The following is a 15,694-nucleotide window of genomic DNA, read 5'->3' on the forward strand; positions in this document are numbered from 1 at the left end:
CAACCAAACGTAATGGACGCTGCCTCAGGGCCGCGTCCTCTTGCTGATAGGCTCAGGCCAAAAGATATCTCTGAAGTCGTCGGGCAGGAACATTTGCTGGGCGAGGGCGGTTCTCTTGCACGGATGGTGGCAAGTGGACGTATCAGCTCGCTCATTTTGTGGGGACCTCCGGGAACTGGGAAAACAACGATTGCCCGACTGCTAGCTAATCATGCTGAGCTGGCTTTTGAACAGATATCAGCCATTTTTTCTGGGGTTGCTGATCTCAAGAAGGTTTTTGAAGCAGCAAAGATGCGCCGTATGTCAGGGCGTGGAACGCTTCTGTTTGTGGATGAAATCCACCGATTTAATCGGTCGCAGCAAGACGGTTTCCTCCCATATGTGGAAGACGGCACCATTACATTGATTGGCGCTACCACTGAAAATCCATCCTTTGAGATAAACAGTGCACTTCTTTCCCGAATGCAGGTGTTGGTGCTTAACAGGCATGATGACAGCATGCTGGAAGAGTTGCTCTCACGTGCGGAAGATGAAGTGGGCAAACTACTGCCTGTTGATGAACAAGCCCGAGAAAGCCTTAAAGCGATGGCTGATGGGGATGGTCGGTTTCTGCTGAACTGTGTTGAAACTGTTTTTGATTTGGCCGGGGAGGATGTTCTTTCAACAGAGGATATTGGCAGGCTTCTTCAGAAACGTGCACCATCTTATGATAAAGATCGTGACGGCCACTATAACCTTATATCAGCATTCCATAAATCCATGCGTGGTTCGGATGTAGATGGTGCGCTTTACTGGATGGCTCGCATGCTGACAGCGGGAGAAGACCCGCTTTATATCATTCGCCGCCTAGTACGTATCGCCAGCGAAGATATTGGTATGGCAGACCCTGAAGCTATCCATCAAGCATTGGCCGCGAAAGATGCTTATGAATTTCTAGGCAGCCCGGAAGGAGAGGGGCAAATTGCACAGGCTGTCATCTATTTGGCGTCTGCTCCTAAATCTAATGCAGCATATCTGGCTGAGAAAGCTTCCAAGGCTGTGGCTAAACAAACGGGTAGTCTTATGCCGCCAGCTCATATTCTCAACGCGCCAACTAAAATGATGGCTGAGATGGGATATGGTGCTGGCTATATCTATGATCATGACGTGGAAGGTGGTATCTCGGGGCAGAATTTCTTCCCGGAAGATATGGAACGACAGACTTTTTACAGTCCTGTAGAGCGGGGATTTGAACGCGATATCCAAAAACGCATGACGTACTTCGCCAAGGTTCGTGAAGAACATGCCGCAAAGCTTAAGAAAAACAAATAGTTTTACACATTTCATTGGCATTGATTGGTCTGGCGCAAAAGGGAAGCGCCATAAAGGAATAGCTATAGCTATCTGCGAAGCCGGAGATAGTGCTCCTGCCATTGTTGCCCCGCCATCTGGTGAAAGATACTGGAACCGCACGGAAGTTACAGACTGGATCAAGGCAGGGAGTGGTTTACCTGCTGAGGCGAAGATACTTATTGGCATTGATGCTGCCTTTGGCGTGCCGTTTGATGATGAAAATGCGTATTTCCCTGGTAGGGAATTCCCTGAAACAGTTCCAGAACTTTGGCAAGAAATAGCGAATTGCTGTGTAGAGGACGTTGACCTGTTTTCTGGTGCGTTCGTTGAGGAATACAGCGAATATTTTCAGCAGCATGGTGGGCGAAAAGGTAAATGTTATAGCCGTAGGATGCGCAGAACGGAAAGTATCTGTATCGAAACTGGTGCGGGGCCATGTGAAAGTGTTTTCAACCTTATAGGAGCCAGCCAGGTCGGGAAGTCTGCACTTTCTACGATGCATATGCTTCATTTGCTGCAAGAATGCTCTGACATCGCGGTATGGCCCTTTGATGAACCAAACACAGCGCGAATATGTCTTGTGGAAATCTATGCCGCTCTTTTTGCAAAGCTAGGTGGCCACAAAGGGAAAATGCGATCATCTACAGAACTTAATATAGCGCTACAGGGCTTGAATTCTAAAGCTTACCAAGGTGAATTGCCCAAGAAGATAGATGATGTCACTGATGCACTAGTAACATCTGCGGGGTTAAGAGATATCGCGAATTCAAAGCAGTATTGGCAGCCGGCTGATCTTGTTCCAAAGATAAGAAAAACCGAAGGTTGGATTTTTGGTATCAAGTAGAAGTTTAACAACTAATGTTTGTATATAGCAATTGGTTTATTTGTAGATAATCGTTTTACCATTTGTTCAGTTTTTGGTTATATATTTTAAAGTGCGTACTGCCTTGGGGAAGGTAGGTAAGGGGGAATAGGGCACACAACCTTCGCGTGTGTTGGTGTGATGCTCTAGGTGAGGAAACCGTATGACCGAAGACTTTCGCTGGGGCGAACATTGTGCCTCTTTGTGTAATGCTCCTCTAAAGCTGTTGAAGCGTGAGGATCTTGATCCAAGGCACCCTGCTATCGAGTTTGATAATTACTGGAGCAATTTGAAGGGTGGAGAAATCCCTGCAAAAGAAGATTTCTCACCTGTCCATGTGAAAACAGTACTTAAATGGATGATGTTGTTCGAACGTCAGATGAAAGATTCAGAAGATCTATATAAATTATACCTTCAAGGTACCTCCGCCGCAGAATTAACGAACGGTTCGCTTCAAGGACAGTATCTCCATGAATTCACTAACGCTGATTGCTATAATTCCCGTCGAGACCTGATGAGATACGTACTCAAGGAAGGAAAACCCGGGTTTGCAACAGCGCATACAGCGCCTTTGAAAACAGACAGTGAATATTCAACTGATGTAACTGTTGGTATGTTTCCTTTTAGGAATATTGAAGGGGAGTGCCAAGTTTTTGTTGTACCCGCACCAGTATCAGAAAAAATTCGTGGCTGGTTGAACGCTTCTTGGTAACTAAAATGCTGAAATATCCAGTTTTTATTCAATAAAACGCAAGCCTTCCAAATTCTCATTGTTTCCTCTATGGTGCGCGGCAAAGATGAATAGTTTGGGAACGAAGAAGCACTCATATGAATATGCTGATTGCGATAGCCCTTGGGGGCGCAACTGGGGCGTTGTTACGTCATTTTGTTGCTGTCAGCATTATGCGGGTGCTCGGTTCAGGTTTTCCATACGGCACCTTCTCCGTGAATATGATTGGCAGCCTTATTATGGGTGTTCTAATCACGGGATTTGCCATGAAGTTTGAGGCCTCGCAGGAACTGCGTGGTTTTCTTACAGTCGGGCTTTTAGGTAGCTTTACAACATTCTCCACATTTTCGCTTGAAGCAGCTTTAATGATCGAGCGCGGAGATTGGCAAGGCGCTGGGCTGTATACCTTTGGTTCCCTTATTATTGGTGTATTAAGTTTATTTGCAGGCATGTGGCTTGGTAAGGTTTTATTATGAGTGGCGTTCAGAACATTAAAGTTGAAAAAGATGATGAAGGCGTTCGCATAGATCGCTGGTTTAAACGCCACTATCCTCATGTTGGGTTTGGTCAGCTCCAGAAGATTATGCGCAAAGGCGAAGTCCGTCTTGATGGTAAGCGTGTGAAAGGCAGCGAACGGGTTGCAGAAGGGCAGATGATTCGCGTTCCACCGCTTGGTGATGTGCCAAAACAGGAACCCAGAGCACCGAAGTTACGTATGAGCGAGGCTGATATTGAAGAGCTTCAAAGCCTGGTTATTTACAAAGATGATGATGTTCTCGCGATTAATAAGCCTGCTGGCCTGCCAACACAGGGCGGTACAGGGCAGGTGAAGCATCTTGATGCCATGTTGGATTTCCTGAAATTTGGCTCTAAACACAGACCGCGTCTTGTTCACAGGCTAGATAAAGATACTTCTGGCGTGCTTCTGCTAGGCCGTTCAGCTAATGCGGCTGGCGCGCTTGCTGCGGCATTTCAGACAAAAGAAACAGATAAACGCTATTTTGCCCTTGTGCGAGGTGTTCCAAAAGTACCGGATGGGCGCATCATTCTGAAAATGGAGAAAGCACCTATCAAGGGTAATGAGCGCATGGTGGTAACACCAGACGGCAAGAAATCTATTTCAGATTATGCTGTAGTTGATCGGGCCGCACAGGAAGCGGCCTGGCTTGCTCTTAAGCCACATACAGGGCGTACGCATCAGCTACGTCTGCACTGTGCTGAACTAGGGCACCCTATCATCGGTGATGGCAAGTATGGTGGCCCGGAAGCCTTCCTTTCAGGAAGCATTTCCAGGAAGATGCACCTGCATAGTCGATTCATTACTTTCCCACATCCAGATGGCGGCAATGTAACAATTACCGCCCCATTACCAGAGCATATGCAAGCTAGTTTTGATATGCTTGGCTTTGATATTGAGGACTATGACGACAGTATTCTTGATGAGTAAAGTGTGAGATGGAAAAGTCTGTAAATGTCGGAGTGCCGGAGGGCGTAATACTCACACCTCTCAAGCCTATTACCGATTGCCGAGGAACTCTTTGCGAAGCTTTCCGTTTAGACCGTGTTCCTGAAAAGAAATTCGTGCAATGGAATTTAGTTAGATCCAATGTTGGTACCTTGCGCGGAGTGCATGTACATAAAAACCGGGCGGATTATCTAGTTGTTATTGAAGGTGAAATGCTGTTGGGGCTCTATGATATGCGCCGTAATTCGCCAACTTTTCAGCAGAGCACAATTGTCAGTATTACACCAGAAACTCATAAAGCAGCTTATATTCCAACGGGTGTAGCACACGGTTTCTATTTCACTCAGCCAAGTCTCACGATGTATGGCCTAACGGAATACTGGAGTATGGCAGATGAAATGGGTTGTCATCCTTTCGATGCTGATTTGAAATTAAACTGGCCAGATACAGGAAGTGTACAGCTGTCTGATAGAGATCAAGCTGCGGGCACGCTTGCGGTAATGCAAGCTGAATATGATGAGTGGGTAAATACGCATGGCTGATGCTGTAAAAATTGGACTTATTGGTTGCGGTCGCTGGGGGAAAAATATTCTTCGAGACCTTTTGCTGCTTGGTTGTGATGTGCACGTTGCAGAACATAGAGAAGAGAATAGGGCATTAGCGCTTGAAGCCGGAGCTTCTTCTGTTTGTTACGACCAATCAGAACTGCCAAATGAAATGGATGGTTATGTCATTGCTGTCCCCACGGCTAGGCACTACGAAACCTTGTTGACGCTAGAAAATGGTGTTGCTCCAATATTTATTGAAAAACCGATGGTGCCGAGTTTAGAGCAGGCTGAAGATATTGCTCAGAGAATGGGGGATCGTGTTTTTGTAATGCATAAGTGGCGGTATCACCCTGGTATTGAAAAAATTGCAGAACTTAGAGCTACTGGGAAATATGGAGCACTAAAAAACCTTCTTACAAGAAGGCTTCAGTGGAAGCATCCTCACAAAGATGTGGATGCATTTTGGATTTTGACGCCACATGATGTTTCCATAGCGATGCACATATTAGGGCATTTACCGGAAGTGAAGGCAGTTCAGACTGTAACGCATGGCAATGATGTTCATGCGATGACAGCTTTTTTAGGTACTTCTCCCAGTGTCGAAATCAGTATTTCTGACGTTTACCCGAAGATGGAAAGACTTATTTCTGCTAGATTTGAGAAAGCTGTTGTTTCCTTAAATGATTCACACGATGCTTTTCTTGAGGTTCGACATATAGATAAGAATGGAAAGCCTCTTGATCAGCTTTCAACAATAGAGATTTCTGATGAATTTCCTTTGATCAGGGAATTGAGGACGTTTGTTGAATATATCAAAGGCGGGGCTAAACCATTTAGTAGTGTGGCTGATGAAATAATGGTTATGCAGACTTTACAAGCATTACGTTTAGCTGCATTTGAAGAGTAGATTTTTGGGTGTTTTTAATAGCCATAGCTAATATTAAGTTAGAGTAAGTTAAGGTCTGTGCTGTATGACTGATATGAGTAGTTTGCCCGATGGTGTAATCATATTTGAAAATCAGAGATTTTCTGATGAACGGGGATGGTTACACGCGGGATATCAAGCCTCGGAGTGCCGGACTGAATTTCAACAGCTAACTATTTCTGAGAGTAAAGCTAACACCTTACGAGGTATGCATGTTCATTATATGCGTCATGATTATGTGATGGCTGTTACTGGCGAACTTATTCTTGGTTTGGTCGATATGCGCCCAGAATCTAAGACATTCCGACATAATTGTTGTTTTTCTTTGATACCGGAAAATGCTCAAACAATATATATTCCACCGGGGGTGGGGCATGGGTTTGCTTTTCGTGTAGATACCCTCTACCTCACTGGGTTAAGTGTGCCGTGGAGCCCTGAGGATGAGTTCCTGTTTAGATATGACGATCCAGCGCTCGAATTCGATTGGAGCGTGAAAGAACTTATCTTGTCGGAAAAAGATAAGAATGCTGGTCGGTTTGATGATGCTGTAGATCAGTATTTAAATGCCATTCGTGATTGATTCGGAGTAAACGCTTTGCCTTTATTTTCGGTGGTAATACCCACATATACGAATTGTGAAACAATTGTTTGGGCTATTAGAAGTGTTCAGGAGCAATCGGTACAAGATTTTGAAATACTTGTGGTTGGTGATGGAGCACCCCAAAAAACTTCTGATATAATGGCAAAGGAATGTGCGAAAGATAAACGCATAACATTCTTTGAAAACTCAAAAGGGGAAGGAAATGGGGAGAAGCATAGGCATGCCGCACTTAAGGCTGCCACAGGGAAGTATGTAGCCTATCTCGGGGATGATGACTTATGGCATAAAAGTCATCTTGAAACGTTGGTGCCATATCTTCAGGAGTTTGATTTTTTGAATACGGTACATCTATGTGTGTATCCAGACCAAAAATTGATCGCTTTTCAGGGTGATTTAAGTGATGTAGCAACACGTCGTGCGATGATGAAAAATAAGTATAACTTCTTTGGACCTACCACCGTTGCTCATAGAATGGATTCATACAATAGATTGCCAACAGGGTGGTCGCCTAAACCCAAAGGCATGTGGTCTGATTTACATATGTGGCGTCAGTGGTTTGCTCAAAAGGATATGCGCTTTAAAACTGTTCCAGAATTTACCTCTATTCATTTGGACTCCAGTGCTCGTGGCACTCCAACAAAAGAGCGCGCTCTTGAATCCCTAAAATGGCTTGAAAAACTGAGAAATGATGATGCATTTCAGGCAGTAAGAGCAGAGGCCATAGAAAGTTTGCTTTTAGATACGAATAAGAGGCGTTACGCGGCTTTTTATTTTCGTGATCAACTATCAAAAATGGGCGCTATGGCTGCGAATGGCCAAGAAGTATCAATTCAAGCTAACAACCGTATTATAAAATTGAGGCCCGCACATGACTAAGTTCAACAAACTTGTTATTTTTGATTGTGATGGCACACTCGTTGACAGTCAGCATATGATTATTGGTTCAATGCATGACACGTTTGATAAGGCGGGTTTTGAGCGACGAACTGATCAAGAGGTTCGCGCCATCGTAGGCCTAAGCCTATATGAAGCGATAGCTAGTTTATTGCCTAATGAAAGAGCAGATGTTCACGCCGCAATGACGAATGATTATAAACAGATATTTTATGATCGCCGTACCCGGCAGGGCGTAGGACCGGACCCTCTTTATGATGGAACTCGTGAGGCTCTGGTTGCTTTGAATGATGCGGGTTACTTGCTTGGTGTTGCTACTGGCAATAGCCGTAGAGGATTGGATAGAGTTCTCGTTGAACATGATTTGACAGATTTTTTCGTAACACTACAAACCGCAGATGGGCATCCTTCAAAGCCACACCCTTCGATGATTTTAACGGCACTTGCTGAAGCAGGTTCAAGCCCTGATAACGCCGTGATGATAGGTGATACGAGTTATGATATTATGATGTCTGTGAAAGCTGGCACAGCGCCTATTGGTGTAAATTGGGGATATCATAGTGAAGATATTTTAGCGGAAGTAGGCGCGAAACATATTGCTTCTCATTATGATCAGGTACCCGCTTTGGTGCAGGCAGCTATAGGTGATTGATATGAGTGAAATTAAAGATGAAGTGAATGCGGAAGCATCAAAGCCCAAAGTTGTTTTTTTGGTGGCTGCGGCGGTGTTTGCGCTAGTGGCTGCATTTGCTTATTTGAACGAAGAAGAGATTATCGAAGCCAGCGGTGCTACAGGCTTTGCGCTTTTGCTGATGTTATCTGTTCTTGTTTCCCTGTGTCTTGTTTTATGTTACCGCATGCCGCGTCTTGGAAATCGGTTGCTTGGATATGATGTTGTCATCACCAAGCCTGATGAAAAAGGCAAGGCGGATATGCAATATTCCGGCGGGTTTAAAATGGATGGCGGTGCAGATTTAAAGCGCCAGAACAGCCGTAGGAAAGAGGCTAGGTATTCTCGCAAAAAATATGCAGAGGTAACCCGTCAAATGCAGGAAGAAAAACAAGCTCAAGATGAGCAGGGTACTGAGTGAATGAGAGTTTTCTATAAAGATGTAACCGTTGAGGCCATGGACGGTGGTTTTGGTGTCGCGCTGGATGGTCGCATTATTAAAACACCGGGCAAAGATACGCTTGTTATGCCAACGGCGGCTTTGGCAGAGGCTGTTGCAGAAGAATGGCGCGCGCAAAGTGATGATGTTGATACCGCAACGATGCCTATCACTAAGCTTGCAAACACGGCGCTGGACCGGGTAGCAAAACGGATGGATGATGTCGCAGCCGAAATCGCTAATTTTGGTGGTACCGACCTTCTCTGTTACCGAGCCGATGAACCGGAAGAACTTATTAAGCGTCAGAATGAGATATGGAACCCCTATCTTGCATGGGCCAAGGGTGCACTACACGCAGATTTGAAGACAACAGACGGCATCATGCCTGTAGCGCAGGATGAAACTGCAATGAATCAACTTACGGCGCAGGTAATTGCTTGCGATCCCTTTGAGTTGACGGCGCTGCATGAATTTACTAATGGCTTTGGCTCTCTAGTGCTCGCGCTTGCTTATATGCAAGGCTACAAGCCCTTTGAAGAACTATGGGCCGCTAGCCTTCTTGACCTTACCTATCAGGAAGAACGGTGGGGGCTTGATTACGAAGTTGAAGACAAACGTAAAGAAAAACTCGCTGATTTAGAAGCAACATGCAGGTTTTTGAAACTAGTTCGGGATAACTAGGCTGGCAAAAGCAGGCTAATCCATATACATATGATTTGATTTTCAGGGGCTACGGCCCCGTGCGCCGCCCCAAATCTGGCGCAAAGGGAGAAGGGACTAAATATAAAATGAAAGAAATCCTGGAAAGGCTCGAAGAAAAACGTAATCAGGCTCGCCTTGGCGGTGGTCAGAAACGTATCGATGCCCAGCACGGTCGCGGCAAACTTACTGCACGTGAACGTATTGATCTTTTGCTCGATGAAGATAGCTTCGAAGAATATGATATGTTTGTAGAGCACCGCTGTGCGGATTTTGGTATGGAAGATACCAAATTTGCAGGTGACGGTGTTGTAACGGGTTCAGGCACAATCAACGGCCGTTTGGTTTATGTATATAGCCAGGACTTTACCGTATTCGGTGGTTCACTTTCTGAAACACATGCACAGAAAATCATTAAAGTTATGGATATGGCCATGAAGGTGGGGGCGCCGGTTATTGGTCTTAATGATAGTGGTGGCGCTCGTATTCAGGAAGGTGTGGCAGCCCTTGGTGGTTATGCGGATGTATTCCAGAAGAACATTCTGGCTTCTGGTGTTGTGCCGCAGATTTCTATGATCATGGGCCCATGTGCTGGTGGTGCTGTATACAGCCCGGCGATGACAGATTTCATCTTTATGGTTGAAGATACGTCTTACATGTTTGTAACAGGCCCAGATGTAGTAAAAACTGTAACAAACGAAGTGGTTACACAGGAAGAGCTTGGTGGTGCTTCTACGCACACAACCAAATCTGGTGTTGCTGATAAAGCCTTCTCAAATGATGTAGAAGCCCTTGCGCAACTTCGCCGTTTTATGGATTTCTTGCCGCTCAATAACCGTGAGCCAGCGCCTGTTCGCCCAACGTTTGATAAGCCGGACCGTATTGAGGATTCCCTTGATAGCGTGATCCCATCAAACCCGAACAAGCCATATGACATGCATGAAGTGATCACCAAAATGGTGGACGAGGGTGATTTCTTTGAAATTCAGCCTAATCATGCAGGCAATATCATCGTTGGCATGGCACGTATGGATGGCCAGACAGTAGGTATTGTTGCTAATCAGCCAATGGTTCTTGCGGGCTGTCTGGATATTGATAGTTCGAAGAAAGCTGCGCGTTTTGTTCGCTTCTGTGATTGTTTTAATATTCCAATCGTTACTCTTGTTGATGTTCCAGGCTTCTTGCCGGGTACTGCGCAGGAATATGGTGGTATCATTAAGCATGGTGCGAAGCTTCTGTTTGCATACGGTGAAGCAACTGTTCCGAAAATTACGATTATTACCCGCAAAGCATATGGCGGTGCATATGATGTGATGGCGTCCAAGCATTTGCGTGGTGATCTGAACTATGCATGGCCAAAAGCGGAAATTGCTGTAATGGGTGCGAAAGGCGCTGTGGAAATCCTATACCGCAAGGAAAAGGATGAACCTGAGAAAATCGCTGAACGCACAAAAGAGTATGAAGACCTGTTTGCTAATCCGTTCGTAGCGGCGCAGCGCGGCTTCATTGATGAAGTGATTATGCCGCACAGCACACGTAAGCGTGTGATCACAGGCCTCCGTAAGCTTGCAAACAAGCATTTGGAGAACCCGTGGAAGAAGCACGATAATATTCCGCTTTAGGGTGTTGCGAAGGTCTCAAAATGAAAATTACCAAACGGGCGATATATGGATTGATGGGTGCTGGTCTAGTGGTCGGCGCCACCTTTGTATTGTACCGTTTTGGTGCAGAAAGCACAGGAAATGGTTGGTTCTTTTTAAAGGATACTTTGCCATTCATCGTGATTTTTTCATTTGGGGTCATGTTGCTGTGTATGACATTGCCGAAAAAATGGGTTGCGAAGCTCCTTAAGGTCGTTGGTGAAGGAACTTAAGGATGGCTAGACCTCTCCCAAAAGATTTAGAAACTACCATTAAGGGCACTGCTTCAAAGGCGGAGAGCCGCTCAAGCTTTACGCTTGGCATGATGCTTGGTGGTGCTTTCGGTTTTGGGCTTGGTGCAGCGGTATTTGGTGCAATCGGTGGTAGTCTGTTCTTTGGAATGGGCGCTGCTTCGGTTCTGGTTTTATGGTTCCTCGCCTGGAGGCGCGGAAATAAAAAGAATTCATAAGGAAAAAGGGTCCCATCATGTTCAAGAAGATCCTAATTGCAAACAGGGGTGAAATCGCTTGTCGGGTTATGAAAACCGCGAAAGCGATGGGTATTAAAACTGTTGCTGTTTATTCAGATGCAGATGAAGATGCACTGCATGTAGAAATGGCTGATGAAGCTGTTCATATCGGCCCAGCTGCGGCCGCTGAAAGTTATTTGATTGCGGATAAAATTCTTCAAGCTGCCAAAGATACAGGCGCGGAAGCGATCCATCCTGGTTATGGTTTCCTTTCTGAACGTGCAAGCTTCGTGGAAGCTGTTCAGGCTGCAGGCCTTACATTCATTGGTCCTGATCCAAAAGCTATTGAAGCAATGGGTGATAAGATCACATCGAAGAAACTGGCCGCGGAGGCTGGCGTTTCCACGGTACCAGGCCACATGGGGATTATCGCCGACGCTGATGAAGCGGTAAAAATCTCTGCTGAAATCGGTTACCCTGTGATGCTCAAGGCATCCGCAGGCGGTGGCGGTAAAGGTATGCGTATCGCCTGGAATGATGAAGAAGCTCGTGAAGGCTATATCTCTGCACAGAATGAAGCGCGCACAAGCTTCGCTGATGACCGAGTGTTTATTGAGAAGTTCGTTGAAGAGCCACGCCACATTGAAATTCAGGTGTTGGGTGATAAGCACGGTAACGTTATTTATCTTGGTGAGCGTGAATGTTCCATTCAGCGCCGTCACCAGAAGGTAATTGAAGAAGCACCAAGCCCATTCCTTGATGAAGCTACCCGTAAAGCAATGGGTGAAGAATCTGTGGCACTTGCGAAAGCGGTTGATTACCACAGCGCAGGTACGGTTGAATTTATCGTTGATAAAAATAAGAACTTCTACTTCCTGGAAATGAATACACGTTTGCAGGTGGAACACCCTGTAACAGAGCACATCACCGGTGTTGATCTTGTTGAACAGATGCTCCGTGTAGCAAATGGTGAAAAGCTTTCCATGACGCAAGATGATGTGAAGCTTAAAGGCTGGTCTATGGAGACCCGCGTTTATGCGGAAGATCCGTTCCGAGGTTTCCTGCCATCTATTGGCCGCCTAACACGTTACCTGCCACCAGAAGCGTCTGACACAGTGCGTGTGGATACTGGCGTTTATGAAGGTGCTGAAATTTCCATGTTCTATGACCCGATGATCGCGAAGCTGATCACAACAGGTGAAACACGGGAAGAGGCAATTGCAGCGCAGCGTACAGCGCTTGATGAATATTATATCCGTGGTATTGCACATAATATTCCGTTTCTTTCTGCTCTTATGGCGCACCCGAAGTTCCAAGCTGGTGATATGACAACCAACTTTATTGCTGAGGAATATCCCGACGGCTTTGAAGGTGGTGCACTTGCTCCTGAAGTGAGGGAAGCAATGATTGTTGCCGCAACTTTCATCAATGCTGTTGAACGCTCACGTGCATCGCAGATTGAAGGACAGATTGCAGAGCCTCGTTCTCCGCAGGAAAAAGCTTGGATTGTGTCTATTGAGGGGGAAGATGTTCAAACAACTATCATCCCAATCGAAGACCATGCTGAAGTTGGCATTGGCACAAAACGTATTGCTATTACTAGCAACTGGGTACCAGGCCAGCCGGTGTTCCACGCAAAGATTGGTGACCGTGAATTTGCCATGGAAATTGACCGCGAGCCACTAGGGTGGACGTTGACATGCGATGGTGTTGCGGAAAATATCCGTGTTCAAACAGAACGCGCTGCGGCCCTGCATGCATTGATGCCAGAAAAAGTAGCGCCTGATACTTCCAAGTTCCTTCTATGTCCGATGCCAGGGCTTATCGTTTCTGTCTCTGCTCAAGAAGGCGATGAGGTTAAAGCAGGGCAGGCACTAGCTGTTGTGGAAGCGATGAAGATGGAAAACATCCTCCGGGCAGAAAAAGATGCGACTGTGAAATCGGTGAAAGCCAAAGCTGGTGACAGCTTGGCAGTCGATGAAGTAATCATCGAATTTGAATAAAAAACACTGAGGCAGCTTCGGCTGCCTCTTTTGTTTCGGGGAGTAAGTATGTCTGTCGAGTTCGAAAAGGCCCAAGAACTGCTGGGTAAGTTGATTGCTTTTGATACCACAAGCAGGAACTCCAACCTTGAACTGATCCATTTTATCGAAGGCTATTTGGGAGAGAAGGGTATCCCATCTGTGCTTGTACATAATGATGAAGGATCAAAAGCTAATATTATAGCCACTATTGGACCTAACACTGCTGGGGGGGTTGTGCTTTCGGGGCATACCGATGTAGTGCCTGTTGATGATCAGGATTGGGATACTGACCCATTTGTGATGACAGAACATGCTGGTAAGCTTTTCGGTCGTGGTACTTCTGATATGAAGGGCTTTATTGCTGTTTGTTTGGCTTATGCAGAAAAGTTCAAAACCGCAAATCTCGTAAAGCCCGTACATTTCGCTTTTTCATATGATGAAGAAGTTGGGTGCCTTGGTATTCAAGCCATGTTGCCGGTGCTGAAAGAGCATGTAGCCCAACCTCGTTTGGTCGTTGTAGGGGAGCCCACTTCTATGGCTGTAGCTAATGCCCATAAAGGCCAGCATGTGTCTCGCACCAAAGTACATGGCAGAGAGGCGCATTCCAGCAGAGCCGAAGATGGGGTAAATGCTGTGATGGTCGCTGCTGACCTGATCAAGTTCATTGAAGGTATGGCTGAAACAGCCAGGAATAACGGCCATAAAGACGATATGTTTGACCCGCCTTATACCAGTTTTAATGTGGGGCCGATAGCTGGCGGTAGTGCTTTTAATATTATCCCTAATTACTGCGAGTTTGATTGGGAGTTTCGTGCAGTACCTGCCGATAATGGAAAAGAGCATTTGGCGAAGTATGAAGCTTATATCCACGATGTTGTTAATCCTAAAATATCAGCCAAGTTTCCAGAATGTTATGCAGAGACTTCTGTATGGGCGTATCTACCACCTCTGAAAGCTTATCCGGGCGATGATGCGGAAACACTTGCCTTAGCGCTTGCTGAAAAGAACGCGACCACTGTGCTTGCATTCGGTACTGAAGGCGGGCATTTCCAAAGTATTGAATTCCCTGCTGTTGTCTGCGGGCCGGGTGATATTGCCCAAGCCCATAAACCTAATGAGTTTATAGAAAAATCGCAGCTTGAGGCATGTGGGCGTTTTATGGAACGTTTGATTGAGGCCTTGAAATAAATGACAGATCGCGTTGCCGTAAAAGTTTCCATTACAGGTAAAGTACAAGGTGTGGGTTACAGGGCATGGTGTGCTGCCGAGGCTGAAAAGCTTGACCTGCATGGTTTTGTACGTAACCGTATAGATGGTAGCGTAGAGGCTCTGTTTGTTGGGCCACAGTTGCACATAGATGCGATATTGAAGGCTTGTGATGAGGGGCCCGTTTATGCTGCCGTTGAGAGTGTAACTGTGCAGGAAGCTAAGGGACTGGTGCCTCCCAAGTTTCAGGTTAAGCCGACTGTATGAATAAAAAGGGGTAGGGCATGAGCGAATATACGGATCTAATAAAACAAATACCGCTTGATCCTCGGCCTGATCTCCCAATTTTCTCTAATATACTTGAGTTATATTACTCAAAGCGCGGCTCTAAAACTCTCCCCGGTTGGTCTGATTTCATCATTACAGATTTTATTGGTTGGCACGCAAATATGGCACTGTCTGAAAAAGAGGGAGGGGATTTCCGTTTTCGTATTTTTGGAACCGGATTTGCTGATTTATTTGGATCAGACTTCACAGGAAAACGTCTTTGTGAATCAATGGCTGCGGGGCACACCGAAGCCTGTAAAGCGCACTTTGTTAATCTCGTACAGGAAAAGCATATTGGTTGGGTAAAGGGCAATTTACCGATCGAAGGGCGTGATTTTTTGCCCTTTGAAGTGATAGATTTACCCCTGCAAGATGATAATGGCGAAGTGACCAAGTTCTTGCATTTTATCGGTGTATGATTACTAGGCACTATCGGCCTGATTGGCGTTAAAACCTTCTGAAGCTTGGAAGTTATAGCCTAGCAGTTTCAGTTTTCCTTCAACGCTTTTAAACGTAAATGTTTCATGGCCTAAGCCATTGATGAATTTAGTTTCGAACGTAACAACGACAATGGTACCTTCTCGTGCCATTGATTTCCAATTAAAGCCTGTGCGGTTTCCTGAAATTCTCTCACCGGTTAGGTTTCTTATGTCGCTAACATTTTTATTGAAGGTCTCGATACCTATGTCGGCCTTGAGTTCAGGATGTACCATATCGTCATATATGGCAGAAAAAGAACGTGCGTTATAGAGAGCCTGAAAGTCTTCTATGAGGGGTTTAACTTCTTCTAGTCTTTCTGTTACACCGCAGCCAGTAATAACAAAAACAAATAAGAAAAGACTAGCTCTAAGAAAGTGCATAAA

At 45.6% G+C, this 15,694-nt stretch carries 20 protein-coding genes; 19 read left to right on the forward strand and 1 reads right to left on the reverse strand.

Annotated features, from left to right (window positions below; all coding sequences use genetic code 11):
- The first annotated feature begins 12 nt into the window (after positions 1-12).
- The 19 genes from MF542_RS08605 (at position 13) to MF542_RS08695 (ending at position 15,250) form a co-directional block, all read left to right on the forward strand.
- Positions 13-1,311, forward strand: a complete 1,299-nt coding sequence (locus MF542_RS08605) for a replication-associated recombination protein A (protein WP_281501626.1) — start codon at positions 13-15, stop codon at positions 1,309-1,311.
- Positions 1,283-2,176, forward strand: coding sequence for a hypothetical protein (locus MF542_RS08610; RefSeq protein ID WP_247018043.1), 894 nt, complete (start codon positions 1,283-1,285; stop codon positions 2,174-2,176). Before MF542_RS08605 ends, MF542_RS08610 begins: the two co-directional genes overlap by 29 nt.
- A gap of 181 nt (positions 2,177-2,357) precedes the next feature.
- Positions 2,358-2,906: a PAS domain-containing protein gene (locus MF542_RS08615; RefSeq protein WP_247018051.1), complete on the forward strand. Its 549-nt coding sequence runs from the start codon at positions 2,358-2,360 to the stop codon at positions 2,904-2,906.
- Positions 2,907-3,022: 116 nt separating this feature from the next.
- Positions 3,023-3,400, forward strand: a complete 378-nt coding sequence (crcB, locus tag MF542_RS08620) for a fluoride efflux transporter CrcB (protein WP_247018053.1) — start codon at positions 3,023-3,025, stop codon at positions 3,398-3,400.
- A complete protein-coding gene (locus tag MF542_RS08625; RefSeq protein ID WP_247018055.1) occupies positions 3,397-4,371 on the forward strand; it encodes an RluA family pseudouridine synthase in 975 nt (324 codons plus the stop codon). The genes crcB and MF542_RS08625 overlap by 4 nt, the downstream gene beginning before the upstream one ends.
- A gap of 8 nt (positions 4,372-4,379) precedes the next feature.
- Positions 4,380-4,931 carry a dTDP-4-dehydrorhamnose 3,5-epimerase family protein gene (locus MF542_RS08630; RefSeq protein ID WP_247018056.1) on the forward strand — a complete coding sequence of 184 codons (552 nt, stop codon included), beginning with the start codon at positions 4,380-4,382 and terminating at the stop codon, positions 4,929-4,931.
- Complete coding sequence (locus tag MF542_RS08635; RefSeq protein WP_247018058.1) at positions 4,924-5,844, forward strand: Gfo/Idh/MocA family protein; 921 nt, start codon at positions 4,924-4,926, stop codon at positions 5,842-5,844. Before MF542_RS08630 ends, MF542_RS08635 begins: the two co-directional genes overlap by 8 nt.
- 64 nt (positions 5,845-5,908) lie before the next feature.
- The gene (locus tag MF542_RS08640; RefSeq protein WP_247018060.1) at positions 5,909-6,442 is read left to right on the forward strand and encodes a dTDP-4-dehydrorhamnose 3,5-epimerase family protein; all 534 of its coding nucleotides are present in this window, start codon (positions 5,909-5,911) and stop codon (positions 6,440-6,442) included.
- 15 nt (positions 6,443-6,457) lie between these two features.
- Positions 6,458-7,339 carry a glycosyltransferase family 2 protein gene (locus MF542_RS08645; RefSeq protein WP_247018062.1) on the forward strand — a complete coding sequence of 294 codons (882 nt, stop codon included), beginning with the start codon at positions 6,458-6,460 and terminating at the stop codon, positions 7,337-7,339.
- Positions 7,332-8,009, forward strand: coding sequence for an HAD-IA family hydrolase (locus MF542_RS08650; protein ID WP_247018064.1), 678 nt, complete (start codon positions 7,332-7,334; stop codon positions 8,007-8,009). The genes MF542_RS08645 and MF542_RS08650 overlap by 8 nt, the downstream gene beginning before the upstream one ends.
- 1 nt (position 8,010) lies before the next feature.
- Complete coding sequence (locus tag MF542_RS08655; RefSeq protein ID WP_247018066.1) at positions 8,011-8,448, forward strand: hypothetical protein; 438 nt, start codon at positions 8,011-8,013, stop codon at positions 8,446-8,448.
- On the forward strand, positions 8,449-9,147 hold the full coding sequence (locus MF542_RS08660; protein WP_247018069.1) for an ATP12 family chaperone protein: 699 nt from the start codon (positions 8,449-8,451) through the stop codon (positions 9,145-9,147).
- Between the two features lie 107 nt (positions 9,148-9,254).
- Positions 9,255-10,787 carry an acyl-CoA carboxylase subunit beta gene (locus MF542_RS08665; RefSeq protein WP_247018071.1) on the forward strand — a complete coding sequence of 511 codons (1,533 nt, stop codon included), beginning with the start codon at positions 9,255-9,257 and terminating at the stop codon, positions 10,785-10,787.
- 20 nt (positions 10,788-10,807) lie between these two features.
- Complete coding sequence (locus tag MF542_RS08670) at positions 10,808-11,038, forward strand: hypothetical protein (protein WP_247018072.1); 231 nt, start codon at positions 10,808-10,810, stop codon at positions 11,036-11,038.
- A gap of 2 nt (positions 11,039-11,040) precedes the next feature.
- Entirely contained in the window at positions 11,041-11,274 is a 234-nt protein-coding gene (locus MF542_RS08675; protein ID WP_247018074.1) for a hypothetical protein, read from the forward strand.
- A 17-nt stretch (positions 11,275-11,291) separates the two neighbouring features.
- A complete protein-coding gene (accC, locus tag MF542_RS08680; RefSeq protein ID WP_247018076.1) occupies positions 11,292-13,277 on the forward strand; it encodes an acetyl-CoA carboxylase biotin carboxylase subunit in 1,986 nt (661 codons plus the stop codon).
- Positions 13,278-13,325: 48 nt separating this feature from the next.
- Positions 13,326-14,486: an acetylornithine deacetylase gene (argE, locus tag MF542_RS08685; RefSeq protein ID WP_247018078.1), complete on the forward strand. Its 1,161-nt coding sequence runs from the start codon at positions 13,326-13,328 to the stop codon at positions 14,484-14,486.
- Positions 14,487-14,771 (forward strand): acylphosphatase, encoded by a 285-nt coding sequence (locus MF542_RS08690; protein ID WP_247018084.1) that lies wholly within the window; start codon positions 14,487-14,489, stop codon positions 14,769-14,771.
- A 17-nt stretch (positions 14,772-14,788) separates the two neighbouring features.
- Entirely contained in the window at positions 14,789-15,250 is a 462-nt protein-coding gene (locus MF542_RS08695) for a PAS domain-containing protein (protein ID WP_247018086.1), read from the forward strand.
- 3 nt (positions 15,251-15,253) lie between these two features.
- Here MF542_RS08695 and MF542_RS08700 read toward each other — a convergent pair whose 3' ends face one another.
- Positions 15,254-15,691 (reverse strand): hypothetical protein, encoded by a 438-nt coding sequence (locus MF542_RS08700; protein WP_247018088.1) that lies wholly within the window; start codon positions 15,689-15,691, stop codon positions 15,254-15,256.
- Between the last annotated feature and the right edge of the window lie 3 nt (positions 15,692-15,694).

It is taken from the genome of Kordiimonas laminariae, from assembly GCF_023008165.1.
Classification (GTDB): Bacteria; Pseudomonadota; Alphaproteobacteria; order Sphingomonadales; family Kordiimonadaceae; genus Kordiimonas; species Kordiimonas laminariae.